At 58.8% G+C, this 18,897-nt stretch carries 13 protein-coding genes; all 13 read right to left on the bottom strand.

The window, feature by feature from the left end; all coding sequences use genetic code 11:
• Window positions 1-390: 390 nt before the first annotated feature.
• Window positions 391-1,869 carry a glutamate synthase subunit beta gene (locus tag AC1DVV_RS18995; protein WP_477666051.1) on the bottom strand — a complete coding sequence of 493 codons (1,479 nt, stop codon included), beginning with the start codon at window positions 1,867-1,869 and terminating at the stop codon, window positions 391-393.
• A 114-nt stretch (window positions 1,870-1,983) separates the two neighbouring features.
• Entirely contained in the window at window positions 1,984-6,729 is a 4,746-nt protein-coding gene (locus AC1DVV_RS18990) for a glutamate synthase-related protein (protein ID WP_457279725.1), read from the bottom strand.
• Window positions 6,730-6,967: 238 nt separating this feature from the next.
• Window positions 6,968-7,678, bottom strand: coding sequence for a transposase (locus AC1DVV_RS18985; protein WP_477666050.1), 711 nt, complete (start codon window positions 7,676-7,678; stop codon window positions 6,968-6,970).
• A gap of 110 nt (window positions 7,679-7,788) precedes the next feature.
• Complete coding sequence (locus AC1DVV_RS18980; RefSeq protein WP_457279727.1) at window positions 7,789-8,937, bottom strand: ABC transporter substrate-binding protein; 1,149 nt, start codon at window positions 8,935-8,937, stop codon at window positions 7,789-7,791.
• Window positions 8,938-9,129: 192 nt separating this feature from the next.
• Window positions 9,130-10,374 carry an MFS transporter gene (locus AC1DVV_RS18975; protein ID WP_457279728.1) on the bottom strand — a complete coding sequence of 415 codons (1,245 nt, stop codon included), beginning with the start codon at window positions 10,372-10,374 and terminating at the stop codon, window positions 9,130-9,132.
• Between the two features lie 33 nt (window positions 10,375-10,407).
• Window positions 10,408-11,604 (bottom strand): deoxyguanosinetriphosphate triphosphohydrolase, encoded by a 1,197-nt coding sequence (locus AC1DVV_RS18970; RefSeq protein ID WP_457279729.1) that lies wholly within the window; start codon window positions 11,602-11,604, stop codon window positions 10,408-10,410.
• Window positions 11,605-11,703: 99 nt separating this feature from the next.
• A complete protein-coding gene (gene aroB / locus AC1DVV_RS18965; RefSeq protein ID WP_477666049.1) occupies window positions 11,704-12,819 on the bottom strand; it encodes a 3-dehydroquinate synthase in 1,116 nt (371 codons plus the stop codon).
• Between the two features lie 45 nt (window positions 12,820-12,864).
• The gene (locus AC1DVV_RS18960) at window positions 12,865-13,401 is read right to left on the bottom strand and encodes a shikimate kinase (RefSeq protein ID WP_457279811.1); all 537 of its coding nucleotides are present in this window, start codon (window positions 13,399-13,401) and stop codon (window positions 12,865-12,867) included.
• Between the two features lie 157 nt (window positions 13,402-13,558).
• The gene (locus AC1DVV_RS18955; RefSeq protein WP_457279731.1) at window positions 13,559-15,667 is read right to left on the bottom strand and encodes a type IV pilus secretin PilQ; all 2,109 of its coding nucleotides are present in this window, start codon (window positions 15,665-15,667) and stop codon (window positions 13,559-13,561) included.
• A complete protein-coding gene (locus AC1DVV_RS18950; RefSeq protein ID WP_457279732.1) occupies window positions 15,664-16,218 on the bottom strand; it encodes a pilus assembly protein PilP in 555 nt (184 codons plus the stop codon). The genes AC1DVV_RS18955 and AC1DVV_RS18950 overlap by 4 nt, the downstream gene beginning before the upstream one ends.
• Window positions 16,215-16,883, bottom strand: a complete 669-nt coding sequence (locus AC1DVV_RS18945; protein WP_457279733.1) for a type IV pilus inner membrane component PilO — start codon at window positions 16,881-16,883, stop codon at window positions 16,215-16,217. Before AC1DVV_RS18945 ends, AC1DVV_RS18950 begins: the two co-directional genes overlap by 4 nt.
• Window positions 16,884-16,905: 22 nt before the next feature.
• On the bottom strand, window positions 16,906-17,574 hold the full coding sequence (locus AC1DVV_RS18940; protein WP_457279734.1) for a PilN domain-containing protein: 669 nt from the start codon (window positions 17,572-17,574) through the stop codon (window positions 16,906-16,908).
• Complete coding sequence (locus AC1DVV_RS18935) at window positions 17,571-18,650, bottom strand: pilus assembly protein PilM (protein WP_457279735.1); 1,080 nt, start codon at window positions 18,648-18,650, stop codon at window positions 17,571-17,573. The genes AC1DVV_RS18940 and AC1DVV_RS18935 overlap by 4 nt, the downstream gene beginning before the upstream one ends.
• Between the last annotated feature and the right edge of the window lie 247 nt (window positions 18,651-18,897).

Here is an 18,897-nt window from a genome sequence, read left to right as displayed (position 1 = left end):
CAGGAACTCGTCGACCGCGCGCGCGGCCTGGCGGGGCCTACGCACCCCAAGCACGAGCTTGGGGTTTATTTAACCGCCCCTTGGGGCGATTTGTGAAGGCCGGGCGCAGCGCTTAGCGGGGTAAGTCGCTAAAGCCCATCAGGAACTCGTCCACCGCACGCGCGGCCTGGCGGCCTACGCGCACCCCAAGCGCGAGCTTGGGGTTTATTTAACCGCCCCTTGGGGCGATTTGCGAAGGCCGCGTGCGGCGATTAACGCGGCAAGTCGCTAAAGCCCATCAGGAACTCGTCGACCGCACGCGCGGCCTGGCGGCCTACGCGCACCCCAAGCGCGAGCTTGGGGTTTACTTAACCGCCCCTTGGGGCGATTTGCGAAGGCCGGGCGCGGCGATTAACGCGGCAAGTCGCTAAAGCCCATCAGGAACTCGTCGACCGCGCGCGCGGCCTGACGGCCTTCGCGAATCGCCCATACCACCAGGCTCTGGCCACGGCGGATGTCGCCGGCGGCAAACACCTTGGGCACATTCGTGGCATAGCCGCCGGTGAAGTCGGTATGGGCCTTGGCATTGCCACGGTTGTCTTTTTCGATGCCGAACGCATCCAGAACCGACGCCACCGGCGAGATAAAGCCCATGGCCAGCAGCACCAGGTCGGCCTTGAGGGTTTGCTCGGAGCCTGGCACTTCCACCATCTTGCCGTCTTTCCATTCGACACGAACGGTCTTCAGGCCCGTGACTTTGCCTTTTTCGCCGATCAGTTCCTTGGTGGAGATGGCGAACTCGCGCTCGCAGCCTTCTTCGTGGCTGGAAGATGTACGCAGCTTGATCGGCCAGTAAGGCCAGGTCATGGGGCGGTTTTCTTCCTCGGGCGGCTGGGGCATCAGTTCAAACTGGGTGACGCTGACCGCGCCGTGGCGGTTGCTGGTGCCCACGCAGTCGGAACCGGTGTCGCCGCCGCCAATCACGATGACGTGCTTGCCGTCGGCGCGCAGCTGGCCTTTGACCTTGTCACCGGCGTTGATCTTGTTTTGCTGGGGCAAAAATTCCATCGCGAAATGAACGCCGTCGAGGTCGCGGCCGGGCACGGGCAGGTCGCGCGACTGCTCGGCGCCGCCCGTGAGGATCACGGCATCGAAGTCTTTTTGCAGCTGCTCGGGGGTGATGCTTTCTTTGGCCCAGTTGGTGACTTTGGAATCCTTGCCCAACGGGTCTTTGATGCTGCCCACCATCACGCCGGTGCGGAAGTTCACGCCTTCGGCCTTCATTTGCTCGACGCGGCGATCGATATGGACCTTTTCCATCTTGAAGTCAGGGATGCCGTAGCGCAGCAGGCCACCGATACGGTCGTTCTTCTCGAACAGCGTCACCTCATGGCCGGCGCGCGCCAACTGCTGCGCGGCGGCCATGCCGGCGGGACCGGAGCCGACCACGGCAACCTTCTTGCCGGTCTTGTGCTTGGGCATCACAGGCTTGACCCAGCCTTCGGACCAGGCGCGGTCGATGATGGCGTGCTCGATGGACTTGATGCCGACGGCGTCGTCATTCACGTTCAGCGTGCAGGCGGCTTCGCAGGGTGCCGGGCAGATGCGACCGGTGAACTCGGGGAAGTTGTTGGTGCTGTGCAGCGTGTCGATGGCGTTTTTCCAGTCGGCGCGAAACACCATGTCGTTGAAGTCTGGAATGATGTTGTTGACGGGGCAGCCGCTGTTGCAAAACGGCGTGCCGCAGTCCATACAGCGCGCGGCCTGCTTGTTGGCCTGCGCGTCGTCCAGCCCGATGACAAATTCCTTGTAGTTCTTCAGGCGCTCCGGCACGGGCTTGTAGCCCTCTTCGATGCGCTCGTATTCCATGAAGCCGGTGATTTTTCCCATGATGCGTCCTGTGCAATTCTTTTAAGCGTTTTAGGCCGCCAGCCCTTTAAGGATGAGCGCAAGCAGCTATAAATTTAATAGCAAACGTAAGGTGGCGTGAGAGCTTCAGCAGCCTTACTTGGCCGCCACCGCTTCCTGGTTGGTGGCGACCTGGACCCGTGTGGTTTCGGTCGCGGCTTCCAGGCGGCGTTCCTTGCGCTCAATCAGCGCCTTCTTGTATTCGTTCGGGAAGACCTTCACAAACTTCAGGCGTGACTCGCTCCAGTTGTCGAGCAACTCGCGCGCGCGCTTGCTGCCGGTCCAGCGGTTGTGGTCTTGCAAGAGGCGCTTGAGCAATTCCTCATCGCTTTGTTCGGCATGCCAGTCGGCCTTGTCATGGGTGTGCTGCTCGGCCGTGGTGACGATGCGGTCCATCGACACCATGGAAGTGTTGCAACGCGTGGCGAACAAACCATCTTCGTCATACACATAAGCCACGCCGCCGCTCATGCCGGCGGCGAAGTTGCGGCCGGTCTTGCCCAGCACCGCGACGGTGCCGCCCGTCATGTATTCGCAACCGTGGTCACCCGTGCCTTCAACAACCGCCGTGGCGCCCGAGAGCCGCACGGCAAAACGTTCACCGGCCACGCCGCTGAAGAAGGCTTCGCCGGTGGTCGCGCCGTACAGCACGGTGTTGCCGACGATGGTGTTCTTCACCGCGTCGCCGCGGAAGTCGATACTCGGGCGCACGACGATACGGCCGCCCGACAGGCCCTTGCCGGTGTAGTCGTTGGCGTCGCCGATCAGGTACATGGTGATGCCCTTGGCCAGGAAGGCGCCAAAGGACTGGCCGCCCGTGCCTTCGAGCTGGATGCGCAGCGTGTCGTCGGGCAGGCCTTGCGGATGGTGGCGTGTCAGCTCGCCCGACAGCATGGCGCCGACGGTGCGGTTGACGTTGCGCGCCACTTCGATGAATTGGACTTTTTCGCCCTTTTCAATTGCGGCTTTGGATTTTTCGATCAGACGCACGTCCAGCGCTTTTTCGAGCGCGTGGTCTTGTTCCATCACGTGCATGCGTGGCACGTCGGCCGGCACATTCGGCTGGTAGAACAGACGGGCGAAATCAAGACCGCTGGCCTTCCAGTGCTCAATGCCTTTTTGCGTGTCGAGCAGGTCGGCGCGGCCGATCAGGTCATCAAACTTGCGCACGCCGAGTTGCGCCATCAGCTGGCGTGCTTCTTCGGCGACGAAGAAGAAGTAATTGACCACATGCTCGGGCTTGCCGCTGAATTTCTGGCGCAGCACAGGGTCTTGCGTAGCCACGCCGACCGGGCAGGTGTTGAGGTGGCACTTGCGCATCATGATGCAACCCTCAACCACCAGCGGCGCGGTGGCAAAACCGAATTCGTCAGCGCCCAGCAACGCGCCGATGATGACGTCGCGGCCGGTTTTCATCTGGCCGTCGGCCTGCACACGGATGCGGCCGCGCAGGCGGTTGAGCACCAGGGTCTGCTGCGTTTCGGCCAGGCCAATTTCCCAGGGCGAGCCGGCATGCTTGATGGACGACCAGGGCGAAGCACCCGTGCCGCCGTCGTGGCCGGCAATCACCACGTGGTCGGACTTGGCCTTGGCCACGCCCGCTGCAATGGTTCCTACGCCGACCTCACTCACCAGCTTGACGCTGATGCTGGCGCGCGGGTTCACGTTCTTCAAATCGTGGATCAGCTGGGCCAGGTCTTCGATCGAGTAGATGTCGTGGTGCGGCGGTGGCGAGATCAAACCGACACCCGGCACCGAGTAACGCAGCGAACCGATGTATTCGCTGACTTTTCCGCCGGGCAGCTGGCCACCTTCGCCGGGCTTGGCGCCCTGCGCCATCTTGATCTGGATCTGGTCGGCCGACACCAGGTATTCGGCCGTGACGCCAAATCGGCCGGACGCCACCTGCTTGATGCGCGAGCGCAGCGAGTCGCCGTCTTGCAGCGGCAAATCTACCTCAACCTGCTTAGGGCCGATCACGCTTTTCAGCGTCTCGCCCTTCTTGATCGGGATGCCTTTGAGCTCTTGCCGGTAACGGTTCGGGTCTTCACCGCCCTCGCCCGTGTTGCTCTTGCCGCCGATGCGGTTCATGGCCACAGCCAGCGTGGCATGGGCTTCGGTGCTGATGGAGCCCAGCGACATGGCGCCGGTGGCAAAGCGCTTGACGATCTCTTTGGCCGGCTCGACTTCATCAATCGGGATGGCTTTGGAAGGGTCAATCTTGAACTCGAACAGGCCGCGCAGCGTCATATGACGGCGGTTCTGGTCGTTGATCAGCTGGGCGTATTCCTTGTAGGTGTTCCAGTTGTTGGAACGCGTGGAATGCTGCAGCTTGGCAATCGCGTCGGGCGTCCACATGTGGTCTTCGCCGCGCACGCGCCAGGCGTATTCGCCGCCGGCGTCCAGCATGTTGGCCAGCACCGGGTCGTCGCTGAAGGCCGCGCGGTGCATGCGCAGCGCTTCTTCGGCGATCTCGAACACGCCCATGCCTTCAACCTGGCTGGCCGTGCCGGTGAAGAACTTGGCCACGGTGTCACGGTTCAGGCCGATGGCCTCGAACAGTTGCGCGCCGCAGTAGCTCATGTAGGTCGACACGCCCATCTTGGACATGATCTTGGACAGGCCCTTGCCGATGGCCTTGGTGTAGTTGTAGACGGCCTTGTCGGTGCTGAGGTCGCCCGGCAGTCCTTTGGACAGCTCGGCCAGCGTTTCCATGGCGAGGTAGGGGTGCACGGCTTCGGCGCCGTAGCCGGCCAGCACGGCAAAGTGGTGCACTTCGCGGGCGGAGCCGGTTTCGACCACCAGGCCGGCCGTGGTGCGCAGGCCTTCTTTCACCAGGTGCTGGTGAATGGCGGAAAGAGCCAGCAAGGCCGGAATGGCAACCTGCGTGGCGCTGATGCCGCGGTCGCTGATGATCAGGATGTTCTTGCCGTCCTTGATCGCGTCGACCGCCTCGGCGCACAGCGAAGCCAGCTTGGCCTCGACACCTTCATGGCCCCAGGCCAGCGGATAGGTGATGTCCAGGGTGTAGCTCTTGAACTTGCCCTGGGTGTGCGACTCGATATCGCGCAGCTTTTGCATGTCGGCCACGTTGAGCACCGGCTGGCTGACTTCCAGCCGCATCGGCGGATTGACCTGGTTGATGTCCAGCAGGTTGGGCTTGGGGCCGATGAACGACACCAGCGACATCACGATGGCTTCGCGGATCGGGTCGATGGGCGGGTTGGTCACCTGTGCAAACAACTGCTTGAAGTAGTTGTAGAGCGGCTTGTTCTTGTTGGACAGCACGGCCAGCGGGCTGTCGTTGCCCATGGAACCGGTGGCTTCTTCGCCGTTGGCGGCCATCGGGGACATCAGGAATTTGATGTCTTCCTGCGTGTAGCCAAAGGCCTGCTGGCGATCAAGCAGGGCAAGGTTCGAAGCCGCGGGCACAGTGACCGGAGAGGTCTTGGCGGCCTTGCCGGCCACGTCGTCCAGCTTGATGCGCAGATTTTCAATCCACTGCTTGTAGGGCTTGCTGTGGGCCAGCGTGGCCTTGATTTCCTCGTCGTCGACCATGCGGCCCTGTTCGAGGTCGATCAGGAACATCTTGCCGGGCTGAAGGCGCCATTTGCGCACGATCTTGTGCTCAGGAATCGGCAGCACGCCGGATTCGGAGGCCATGATGACGAGGTCATCGTCGGTCACGCAATAGCGCGAAGGACGAAGGCCGTTGCGGTCCAGCGTGGCGCCGATCTGGCGGCCGTCGGTGAAGACGATGGAGGCCGGGCCGTCCCAGGGCTCGAGCATGGCGGCGTGGTATTCATAGAAGGCCTTGCGGCGCTCGTCCATGGTGGTGTGTTGCTCCCAGGGCTCGGGGATCATCATCATCACGGCCTGGCTGATGGGATAGCCGGCCATGGTCAGCAACTCGAGGCAGTTGTCGAAGGTCGCGGTGTCGGACTGGCTGGCAAAGCTGATCGGATAGAGCTTTTGCAGGTCGGCGCCGAGCACTGGCGAGGACATCACGCCTTCACGCGCCTTCATCCAGTTGTAGTTGCCCTTGACGGTGTTGATCTCGCCGTTGTGGGCCACATAGCGGTAGGGATGGGCCAGTGGCCACTCGGGGAAGGTGTTGGTGGAAAAGCGCTGATGCACCAGGCCAAGCGCCGAGACGCAACGTGGGTCGGTCAGGTCGCGGTAGTAGGTGCCCACTTGATCGGCCAGCAGCAGGCCTTTGTAGACCACCGTGCGGCTGGACATGCTGGGCACGTAATATTCTTTGCTGTGCGTCAGGCGCAGGTTCTGGATGGCGGCGCTGGCGGTTTTGCGGATCACGTACAGCTTGCGCTCCAGCGCGTCCTGCACGATCACATCGTTGCCGCGACCGATGAAGATCTGGCGCAGGATGGGCTCTTTTTCGCGCACGGTGGGCGACATGGGCATGTCGCGGTTGACCGGCACGTCGCGCCAGCCCAGCAGCACCTGGCCCTCAGCCTTGACGGCGCGCTCCAGCGCCTGCTCGCACGCCAGGCGGGATGCGTGCTCTTTGGGCAGAAACACCATGCCGACGCCGTACTCACCGGGCGGCGGCAGCTGCACGCCCTGGCTGGCCATTTCTTCGCGATACAGCGCGTCGGGCAGCTGAATCAAAATGCCGGCGCCGTCACCCATCAATTTGTCAGCGCCCACTGCACCCCGATGGTCGAGATTTTCGAGGATTTTCAGGCCTTGCTGGACGATGGCGTGGCTTTTGTGCCCTTTGATGTGCGCCACGAAGCCGACGCCGCAGGCGTCATGTTCGTTTGCACCGGAGTACAAACCGTTTTCTTCAAAATGTTTGATTTCAGCAGCCGTGGTCATGGCAATTCCTCGTCAGTTGGGGATGACGGCGGTGCCGCGCGGCCTTAGAAAAGGCATGGCAACGCTTCCATCCGCAAGGTTCATAATTTTTCGCAGGGAATGGGAGCATATTGCATTGCAACAACAATGCCAAGCGGTTTAAATGGGGTCAGATTCCAATTAAATGTCGATTAATTTAATCAACAATAAATTGGGGACATATTATAGTCAAGCGCGTCAAGCCTTGATAAATATGAAGTTATTCATCATCCGGGCCCTCAGCCACGCGCAGGGGTGGGCGTCCCGCCTGGTTCCTGGTGACACGGCGCTCTGTGCGCTTTTGCAACTCCGCCAAAAAGCCATCTCCACCCAGGGCCCAGCCACTCAGGGCGGATCGGGTCAGCTGGTCTTGCTGCTCCAGCGTGATGCCGGCGCGCACCAGTCCGGCGTAGGCCACTTCACGGGCGAACGGCGTGTTGCCCAATGCCCAGACCATCGGGTGTGGCGTGAGCAGGCCGTCGACCCGCAGGCCTGCGTAATGGCCGTAGCTGGACCACGGATAGTCTTTGACCTCGGCCACCAGTCCCGCGCGGACTGGATTGAGGTCCATATAGGCCATGCACGCCAGCAGGTAGCGCTCGGCCTCGATCACGGTGGCCCGGTAACGCCCTTCCCACAAGGTGCCGGAGCGGCCCTGGCTGTCGTTGAAGTAACGCACATAGCGCCGCCCGGCAGCTTGCATCATCTGCGGCAGGCTGTCCGCTGTGGAAGGCGTCGCCAGTAAATGGAAATGGTTGTCCATCAGCACGTACGCATGCAGGGCAACGCCGAACTTGCGGGCGCTTTCTTCGAGCAACGCCAAAAACACCTGGTGGTCGGCGGCCGAAGAAAAGACAGCTTGCCGGTTATTTCCCCGCTGAATGATGTGGTGCGGGTAACCGGGGAGCGTCAGACGGGGAAGGCGGGCCATGGAATGCAATACCGAGAGTTTGCATCATGATAAAAGGAATCTGACCCCGATTTTTTCCGCCTGCTGCGAGTCCATCGAAGCGCTGTTAGAACGCCCCGGAACAAGGGCGCTTAACGAACGACTTTGCCGTCAGGCGTGATGGTGACGAGATCAATCGCCCGCACCGATTCGTATTTCTTCGGGCGCAGGTTGACGCGAAAGCCCCCCACGTCGTAGTCGGTCATGGTTTCAAACGCCTTTTGCAGGCCTGCCCGGTCGGGCTTGCCGCTGCCGGCCGCGCTGCGGCGCACGCCTTCGGCAAACGTTTTGGCCGCAATATAGCCCTCAACACTTTCATAGCTGGGCGTCTGGTCGGTCTGGTTCAGCACATCCAGGTATTCCTTGATGATGGGCGTGCCGGTGCTGCGCGGCGAAGGCACCACTTGCGAGATAACAACCCCGCCGATCTCTTTGCCCAGCGCGCTGAACAGCGGGTCAATCCCCACCACGGAGAAATTGAGGAACTGACCGCCAAACCCGGCCTGGCGCATCTTGCGGATGAAAGCCGCCGAGGAATTGAACAGGCTGACCTGAATAACGGCTTGGGGTTGCGCCTTCATCAGCTGCGCCACGGCAGCATCGACCTTGTCGCTGTTGACCGGCGACAGGGCGCTGCCAACGATGGCTGGGCGCTTCAGGTCGATCAGGGCCTGGTTCACCGCGGCAAGGCCGCCCCGCCCCATGGCGTCATCTTCGGCAAATACACCGATACGGTCCTGGTTGAGGGTGGCGCAGTGGCGTGCAATTTTGTAGGCCTCGTCAGCCAGCGCCGGGCGCACATGAAAGATGTTTGCCAGCGCAGGATCATGCAACGCATCCGATGCTGCAAAAGGTGCGAAAAAGAGCGCCCCGGATGCCTTGGAAGCGGCAAACGCGGCGTCGCAGCTGGCTGTTCCGGCAAAGCCGAACAGCGCGTCGACGCCTTCGTCGATCAACTGCTTGGCATTGGCGGCAGCCTTGGCCGGGTTGTAGCCGTCGTCGAGTGTCTTGACTTCGATCTTGTGACCGCCGGCACCGCCCTTTGCATTGATGGCGTCGAAATAAATCTTTGCCCCATTCAGATACGCCAGGCCGATCTGGTCGGCTGCACCTGTCAAGGGCACCGATTGGCCAAGAACGATTTTGCGGCTGGTTTTGCTTTGAGCCCAGAGCGCAGGGCTTGCTACCGCAGCGCCCGCGGAAACCCCGCGCAGAATTAGTTGACGTCGATTGAAACCCATGAGAACACCTTTTGAGAGACGAAATAGCCAAAGCAGGTTTGATGCCCGTACCTCAGCATGCGCTCAATATTCCGAAGAAATGTCACAAATTGTGCGCAAGCCCTCAGCGTAATCTGTGCAACCTCCAAAAACCACCGTGGAAATGCCAACACGTCATAAGCCTATGCGCATGGGACGCCAACATACGCCCGTTCAAGTGCGTTGGCGGGCAGATCCAGGCAGACGATGAAGCAAGATCGCCAACACGAGGGCGATGGCGCAGCCGGCCGTCGCAAGCCAACCCGTCCATTGCCATCCTCCCGCAGTGCTGGCCACCCAGGCAACCAGCGGAGGACCGGCAAATTGCCCCAGCGCCGACCACTGCTGGACCCAGCCAACGGTGGTCGACACGGCATCACGGCGGGGCGCAAGCTGGATGGCCAGGTTAAACAGCGTTGCGGGGATCAGGCCGCCCACCATCGAAAAGACCAGTATGGCCACATACTGTATTTCCGGGGACAGTTGCACGGCAAATGCGAGCTGGGCACCTCCAGCCATCGACAGGAAGCCTGCGCCAAGCAGAACCACCGGTCGTACACCACGCTCCAGCAGCCTGCCTGCCGCGACGTTGCCGATGATATTGACGGCAGCAGCAAGCGCCGTAAGCCATGCCACCCACACACCGCTCACGCCAGCCTGGGTGTAGATGGACGGCAGGAAACCGACCACAGCAAGCCACTGTCCCGAGTACATCGCAAAAGCAACAGCCATGTACCAGGCTGCGCGCGACCGCAGCGTCGCGCGGACAATATCTCCGCCACGGAAATGAGGAGCCGGCGATTGCCGGGGGGACATGCCATCATGCAGATGCCCCTGTGCAGGAACTTGCCACGCGACCAGCAAAGCCAGCACTGCGGCCAGCGCGGCCAGAAGCCACCACAAGATTCGCCAACCCCAGTCAGGTGCGGCCAGGCCGATGATCATGGGGCCTCCCAGCAATGCCAGAGAGGCGCCCAGCGGCATGTAGGCGCCCCAGACTCCCAGCATGCCGTTGAGTCGCTCTTGTGGCACCAGCTGGCGGATCAGGGCTGGGGCCGGTAACACCACCCAGAGGAATCCCAGCCCTTCGAATACACGTGCGGTCAGCAGCCAATGCACATCGGGAGACACGCCGCCCAACAGGCCGGCACCGGACAACACCAGCAGCCCGGCCACCATGCTGCGCTTGAGGCCGGCACGCTGCACAACAAGCCCGATGAGCAGCCCGAGCACCATACCCGCCAGCTGCACCAGCGACAGCAGAAATCCGGCCTGCAGCAATGTCACGCCCAATACCTTTCCCAGCACAGGCAGCGCAGGCGGCAGCTTGCCCACGTAAAGGGCGGCCACCACACCGGCAGCCATCACGTACCAGGCCGCGTTCGGGCTCGGGGTTGTTGTTGGCCGGGGCTCAGTCACGTTGTTTGCTGCGATGGGCGGCCACAACTCCACTTAGACCGGAAAGGCTGCGCGCCCCTTAAGACGTTCATGCTCTTTGGCGGCGAAGCGGTCTGTCATGCCGGCAATGTAGTCGGCGACCACCCTCTCGGGTTTTGCGCCCGCCGCATGGGGGGCATCAATGCCGTCAAACCGGTCGATGTGAGCCTGCGGCATCTGGGCCGGGTCGGCCATATAGGCTTCGAACAGATCACGAACTACCTGCTTGGCAGCCTGCGTGGTTTCCACCACTTTCGGGTGGCGGTACAGGTTTCGCAGCAAAAAACGTTTGAGGGATGCAGACTGCGTCGCCATTTCTTCGGTAAAACACACCAGCGCCGGATGCCTGCGAACTTCGTCCACGCTGGCAGGGGCAACCTTGTAAATCGCAAGCGATGTCGCATCCATCACGTTATAGACCTGCGCACTGAGCATGCGCCGTATGGTCTCGAACAGCAGCCGCCGGCCTTTCAACGCCCGGTGCGCCAGTTGCGTTTCCCGGCAGTGTTGCGCGAACAGCTCGACACCCTCCAGTTGCTCCAGGCTTAACAGGCCGGAGCGCACGCCGTCGTCAATATCGTGTGCGTTGTAGGCTATTTCGTCCGCAAGATTGGCCAGTTGTGCTTCCAGACCGGGTTGCTGCCAGCGCGGCCCGTCAGCGGGCTCTACGAACCGGCGGGCAACACCGTCCGGCTCGCGGGCTTCAATATGGCGTGCATTGCGCCTGGAACAATGCTTCAGGATTCCTTCTCGCGTCTCAAAGGTCAGGTTCAGCCCGTTGTACGCCGGATAGCGCTCCTCAAGGGAGTCCACCACGCGCAGGCTTTGCAGGTTGTGCTCAAAGCCTGCGCTGTCTGGGTTACAGGCTTTCAGACATGCGTTCAAGGCATCCTGGCCCGCATGGCCGAACGGCGTATGGCCCAAGTCATGCGCCAGCGCAATGGCTTCCACGAGATCTTCATTGAGCTGAAGCGTGCGGGCGATGGACCTTCCCAGCTGGGCGACCTCCAGCGAATGAGTCAGCCGGGTGCGAAACAAATCACCTTCGTGATTCAGAAACACCTGGGTTTTGTACACCAGGCGCCGAAAAGCGGTGGAGTGCACGATACGGTCGCGGTCGCGCTGAAACTCGGACCGGGTTGGCGCAGCAGGCTCGGCAAAGCGGCGGCCGCGCGAACGCGAAGGGTCACAGGCGTAGGGTTGGAGATTCATGAATTAAACATAAAAATGACCGGAATCCCATACCCCACAAGCGCAAGAAGCTCCTGAATTGATAGCAATTTCAGGTACCTCTTCCATATTTTCCGCCGCTTATTCACAGCACATATCTATGACACTGCGCACCATGGCATCCGGCGCACTGCGAACGGCTGCCTTCCCGGGGCCGTCGATCACAACAAACCTTATCTCACCCGCTTCGGATTTTTTGTCGATGCGCATCAGTTCGAGATAGCGGCCGGCATTGTCGGTGGTTGACAGCACAGGTCCTCGCACCGGCAGGCCGCATCGTCGGACAAGATTGGTCAGGCGTTCCGTAAAAGGCTTGTCAACCAGGCCCAGACGCTCTGACAGATGCGCGGCCATCACCATGCCGCAGCCCACACCCTCGCCATGCAGCCATTCCCCATAGCCCAGACCGGATTCAATCGCGTGGCCGAAGGTGTGACCGAAATTCAGGATGGCCCGCAAGCCCGACTCCCGCTCGTCCTGGCTTACAACCCATGCCTTGATCTCACAACTGCGCTGGATGGCGTGGGCCATGGCCACGGGCTCCCTGGCGAGCAGATCTTCCAGGTTAGTCTCGATCCATTCAAGGAATGCCATGTCGGCAATGGGGCCGTATTTAATGATCTCGGCCAGGCCCGCACTCAGTTCGCGAGAGGGCAGCGTCGCCAGAACATCCAGGTCGCACACCACCTGCAAGGGCTGGTAGAACGCACCGATCATGTTTTTGCCCAGTGGGTGGTTGATCGCCGTCTTGCCGCCAACCGAGGAATCCACCTGGGCCAGCAATGTCGTGGGCACCTGCACAAATGGTACGCCGCGCATGTAGCTGGCCGCGGCAAAGCCGGTCATGTCGCCGACCACGCCACCGCCCAAGGCAAACAGCACCGTCTTTCGGTCGCAGCCGTTTTCCAGCAGCGCATCAAAAATCAATTGCAGGGTTGGCCAGTCCTTGTGGGCTTCACCATCCGGCAAGGTGACCAGCAGCACCTTGTCATAGCGTTGTTGCAATGCCCGGGTGAGTTGCGCGGCATACAGCGGTGCCACGGTGGTGTTTGACACCACCAGCGCCGTCGCGGCTTTGGGCACGTCCTGATAGGTATTGCTGGTTCCCAGAAGCCCGCTGCCAATGACGATCGGATAGCTGCGTTCGGCCAGATCAATCCGGATTGTCGCAACGGCGGAAGAGGAATTTTCTTGCATGGAAGAAGTGTAGAGGCTTCCACCCCTTCCAAGGCTTGCCAATGGTTATGGCCGGTCGGGAGGCGGAGCCATCACGCCTGCCAGCTCCAGCTGCATCAGGATCATGTTGACCAGCGTAGAGACTGAAGGGCGGCCTGTTTCAATGACATAGTGTGCCGTTTCCCGATAGAGGGCGTCACGGGCGGCGTAAAGATCCCTGAGCCGCGCCAGCGGATCGGCCACCTGAAGCAAGGGGCGGTTCTGGTCATGCCGCAAACGGCGAAAAACCTCTTCGGGGATGGAATGCAGGTAAACCACCTGCGCCCGCTCCCGAAGATGTTGCCGGTTGGCGGGGCGCAGCACAGCCCCGCCGCCGCTGGAGAGTACGCAAACCTCACCCTGAGTCAACTCATCGATGACCAGTTGCTCGATGTCGCGAAATGCGTCTTCACCTTCGCGCTCAAAAAACTCACGGATAGAGCAACCGATACGTTGTTCTATCACCTGATCCGAGTCAATGAACCGCAACCCCATTCTTCGGGCAAGGTGCCTGCCGACGGTGGATTTCCCCGACCCAGGCAAGCCCACGCAGGCGATTCTCAACGGATGTGCATTCAATTGATATGGAGGAAAGGTTGCCCAGAAGCATGCCAAGCAACTACGCAGAGGACTGGCAGTCCCACGCGCAGTCCTTCAGCACGACGCCTTCTTTACCTACCGCCCTCGAACTCGCCCAAGGCGATCAGACGGGTGGTCGGAATTAACGCAGGGCAGATCCGTTAGTCAGCATTTTGGGCGTGATGAACACCAGCAATTCAGACTTCGTGGCAGATCGCGTTCTTTGTTTGAACAAATTGCCAACACCGGGGATGTCGCCCAAAAGCGGGACTTTGGTTTCATTGTCACGATCATTTTGCTCAAAAATGCCGCCAATGACCACGGTTCCACCATTTTCCACCAGTACCTGCGTTTGAATATGCTTGGTATCAATCGCGAATCCGTTCGCTGTTTCACGTCCCACGCTATCTTTGTTCACGTCCACTTGAAGGATGATGTTCCCCTCCGGCGTTATTTGCGGAGTGACTTCGAGCTTCAAGTTTGCCTTTCGAAAGGCAATAGCGGTGGCACCGCTGGAAGTCGCCTGTTGATAGGGAAGCTCTGTACCCTGTTCAATCAGAGCCTTCACCTGATCAGCAGTCACGACACGTGGACTGGAAACAATTTTCGTCTTGCCATCTGCTTCAGATGCAGAAATCTCAAGATTAAGGAATCGTGTCTTTGCGGCATTGAACAAAGAAATGGCAAACGTACTTGCGTTGAATCCGTTTTGGCCCACACCAGGCAGGCTCACGAATTCACCTGCAGTAGTTCCTGCAACTGTCGGGCTATACGACCCGCCAAAAGCGGTGTTATTACCCTGGGTGAAAGGTCGACCCCCTAACCGCACGCCCAGAGATTTACCGAAGGAATCCGACGCTTCAACGATACGAGCTTCAATCAACACTTGACGGACTGCGACGTCTAATTTCGCGATCAGCGCCTGCACCTGTTCAAGTCGCGATGGTATGTCGGTAACGAACAATTGATTGGTGCGCGCCTCCGATATCACGCTGCCTCGCGCAGACAGTATCTTTGTAGCACCGGCACCGGAGCCCAACAGCCCTGCCGCAATATCTGCAGCTTTTGCATAGTTAAGCTTGAAATCCTGGGTCCGGAGCGTTTCCAGACTTTGAATCGCATTCTTTGACTCCAGTTCCAGCTTGTCTTTGGCTGCAAGTTCGTCTTTGGGTGCGATCAACAAGACGTTGCCTGTTTTGCGCATGCCCAGTCCCTTGGCCTGAAGAATAATGTCCAGTGCCTGATCCCAGGGAACATCTTTCAGACGCAACGTTACCGCACCGGTAACCGAGTCCGACGTCACGATATTGAAGTTCGTAAAGTCTGCAATCACCTGCAGAAGGGAGCGAATTTCAATGTTCTGAAAATTCAGGGATAGCTTCTCACCGTTATACCCAGGTCCTTGCGTCAGCTTGCTTGGGTCAATTTTTTGCTGGCGCACTTCCAGGACAAACTGGTTATCACTTTGATACGCACTGTGTTCCCAGGCGCCCTTGGGCTCGACCACCATACGGACCTTATCCCCCGTTTGAAATGTGGTGACGGTTTGCACTGGTGTTCCGAAATCGCCCACATCCAGACGACGGCGAAGTCCTTCTGGCAATGCGGTTTTCAGGAACTCAACCACCAAAGTCTGGCCTTGTTGGCGTATATCCACGCCAACCTGGTTATTGGGCAGGTCCACAACGATACGGCCAGAACCCTCAACGCCACGACGGAAGTCGATGTCCTTCAAGGGCAATGTGTCGGTGTTGCGATTTTCAGCAAACACTGGCGGTGTAGTAGCGGAGGGCGCAGCCACCGCCACTGAATCGAGGGTAATCAACAACGATTTCCCTTGAATCTCAGCCTTATACGCCGTTGGCACCTTTAGATTCAGTACTACACGGGTTCTTTCACCCGCCTGCACGACGTTCGCCGAGCGCAGATTTCCCAAGTTGAGGTCTACTGCAGATCGTCCCATGGAGTTACCAACCCCGGGAAAATCAAGTGCTATACGCGCTGGCGTCTGGATACTAAAACCCGTCGGTACCGCAGCCAGAGGTTCTGCCAAATCGATTCGAATAACCTCTGCACCACCCTGAACTGATCCGGAAACAGCCTGGATGGCATTCTGTGCCTGCGCCAGCAAGGGAGCGGCAGTTACAGAAAATGCCAGACTGAGCGAAGCACAACGCAACACACGCCCAAACAAAAGCTGCAGGCGGCCCTTTTTTTCCTGCGTCTCTAGTGCCGGTGTCTGCTTGTTCATTTTGATCCCTCTAATAACTGTAAAGTCGCGGTCCGCTCTATCCACTCACCCGCGGCGTCTTGCACTATCTCGCGTAAGGCGAGATCTGTTTCAGTGACCTTGGTGATCCGGCCGTAGTTTTGGCCCAGGTAATTCCCTACGCGGGCTTGATAAATCAGGTTGTCCACTCGTACCAGCGCAACTGGCTGGCCAACCTTGATCAGGCTACCCACCATGGCAATAGCATCCAGGGGATATGCCTCCAATGGTTCTTTTCGTCGGCTCAGTTCAGGTGCGATCAGGGCGGCGTTGGCCGTCGCCTGATTGGATTCACGTTTCAGTGCCTGTGTCAGTTTTTGAATGCTAAAAGGCTCTATGGAACCTTCCTGGCCATACAACTGAGGTGAAAATTTAGTGGGCTCCGGCAGCGGATCTACCTTAGGCTTGGTAGCGTTCCGTTGCTGCGTCATCCATTCCTGCAACTCCTCCTGTTCAGAGGAACCACAGCCGGACAGGCCCAATAAAATCCCTGCCAAACCGCAAAAAATTACCGCGTATTTTCCTGCACTCATTTTTTGGCTCCAGGAGCGCTCTTGCGCTGCAAGGCTACTTCATCATTGTCCAGATAGCGGAACGTTTTGGCCGTGGTATCCATCACCAAGGTGCTATCTTTGCCGGGCGATATGGTCAGATTATTCAGAGTGACAATGCGGGAAAGATTGGCAATATCAGCCGCAAAAGCACCCATATCGTGATACCTGCCTGTGACTCGAACAGCGATCGGCAATTCCGCGTAATACTCCTTCACGCTAACCTGACCTGGGCGAAACAATTCGAACTGCAGACTACGCCCCAAACCCGCCTGATTAATATCAGAAAGCAGTGCGTCCATTTCGGCCTTGCTCGGTAGCTGCTTTTCAAGCTGGGTTACATATTGTTGAACCTGTTCGCGCTGCTTCTTCAGCGCATCCAGATTGACAGCCTGCGCAAGCTTTGCCGTGTAGTCTTCCTTAAGCTTGACTTCCTTGGCTTTCTCTGCGGTCAACTCCTCATCGGATGCGCTGAGCCATACAAACCAAAGAGCCACGACAACAAAAATCGTCACGGCCACGCACAGGAGGTAACGTGGAAGTGCTGGCCATGAAGGTGGATCATTGGGATCCAGGCCCGTAAACTGGGACTTCAGACTACTTTGAATTGCTCCAAAGTCGATGGAATTTTTAGAGATTTTTGCCATAGTCAAACTCGTTCATTCCGCCTCATACCTTGGCCGGCACCGAAGCGGCAGAAGCTGGCTTGGCAGCCGCCCCCGACACCACCGGTACTGTCCCTGAGCTTGCCGGTGTGGCGCCAACAGTTTTCGGATCGCTGGCCCGCTTCAAACCAATCTTCATTGAAAAATTGGATACCCTGCGCTGGTCACGCGCACTCAGTGAGACTGTGCTGGCGGTGATTTCTACAAGTTCCGGCCGGGTTAACCACGCACTGTTGTTAGCAAGGTTGCGCAACAATTCCGAAACACGTTCGTTTGACTGTGCGACGCCAGTGATAAACACGGCCTGATTGTCTTGTTTCATGCTGGTGATATACACCCCATCGGGCAACTGCTTGACCAGTTCGCTCAGCAAATACACCGGCAGATTGCGGTTTCCCTGCAGGTCTTCCACGGCATTCTGGCGAGCCCTGAGTGCGGAAATTTCCGCCTGCAACGTGGCAATATCCTTGATCTGTCCTTCCAACCGGGTAATTTCCGTTTTCAGAAAATTGTTCTTTCCCCGCTGGCCCTCAATTTGGGCAAGGTACCAGGAATAAACAGCGCCGCAAATAAGACCGCCGATCAAGGCCGCCATACCCAGCGTGGCAAAAAATACTTCGCGCCTGCGCTTGCGCGCAGCTTCGCGATGGGGAAGCAGATTGACGAGAATCACTGCAGAAACCTCCGCAAAGCCAGACCGCAAGAGGTCAGGTAGGATGCCGCTTCGCGCCGCATCTTCTTTTCACGTACGCCTTCCCCGAGCTCCATTCCCTCAAAAGGGTTTGCCAGCACGCAGGCAAATGAAGTCTGCTGGGTGACGGAGTCGGTCAGGCCTGGCAAGGCGGACGAGCCGCCGGCCAACATCACATAGTCAACTTTGTTGTGCGGTGTGCTGGTAAAGAAGAACTGCAAGGCCCGTCCGATTTCCTGCGCCATGCTCTCGACAAAAGGCTTCAGCACGCCGGATTCGTAGTCTTCCGGCAAATCGCCACTGCGTTTTTTGCTTTCTGCTTCTTCAGGGGAAAAACCGTACTGCCGAATGATGAGTTGCGTCAGTTGTGCTCCACCGAAGGCCTGATCACGCTCATAAAGTACTTCATCGTTTTTGATGACCTGCATACTGGTCGTCAATGCACCCACTTCAAACAGGGCTACCATGGTGTCCACGCCCTTGTTGGGAAGGCTCTCAATCAAGCGGGCGGTGGCCAGGCGGGAGGCATACGACTCCACATCTATAACAATAGGCTTGAGCCCGGCGGCTTCCGCAAGACCCTGCCTGTCCTGCACTTTTTCCTTGCGCGAAGCAGCAATCAGCACTTCAACGTCGCCACTGGAGGTAGCACTCGGGCCTACCACGCAGAAATCGAGGCTGACTTCATCCAGCGAGAACGGAATGTATTGATTGGCTTCGGATTCGACCTGAATTTCGAGCTCTGCGTCGCTGAGGCCGCCCGGGAGAATGATTTTTTTGGTAATGACCGCCGAAGCCGGCAGGGCCATCGCCACATTCTTGGTGCGGGTTCCGCTTTTCTTGACGAGCCGGCGCACCGCGTCGGCCACTTCGTCAAACTTTTCGACGTTACCATCGGTAATCCAGCCTCGTTCCAGCGGTTCGATCGCACAGCGATCCAACACCAGATTACCGGCCTTGTCACGGCTCAACTCCACCAGCTTGACACTGGATGAGCTGATATCTAAACCCAGCAAAGCGGGTTGTTGGCGGTTGAATAACGATCCCAGAGAGATCAAGGCGGTCCCCAAATGACGGCTAATATGTAGCCCTGCATACTTAAGAAATCACTTGAATAGTAGCAGTAAGCTCTTTGTGCAGTAAGGATTTTTCCTGTTTTGGACATCTGGAACGTTGTCAAAAGCAGACGGTCGTACCGGGCCAGGAGTTTGCAAGGTTCCCTAAAACGTTGTCTGCAAACGTAAAAGTATGGCCCTTGCCCTGACACCCCGCACAACCCGCTTCCAGGGATTTTTATAATGGTGA

The sequence above is a fragment of the Polaromonas sp. P3_B4 genome (assembly GCF_056402835.1).
Note: the sequence above shows the minus strand (reverse complement) of the source record. Positions and strands in the feature narration are given on the sequence as shown.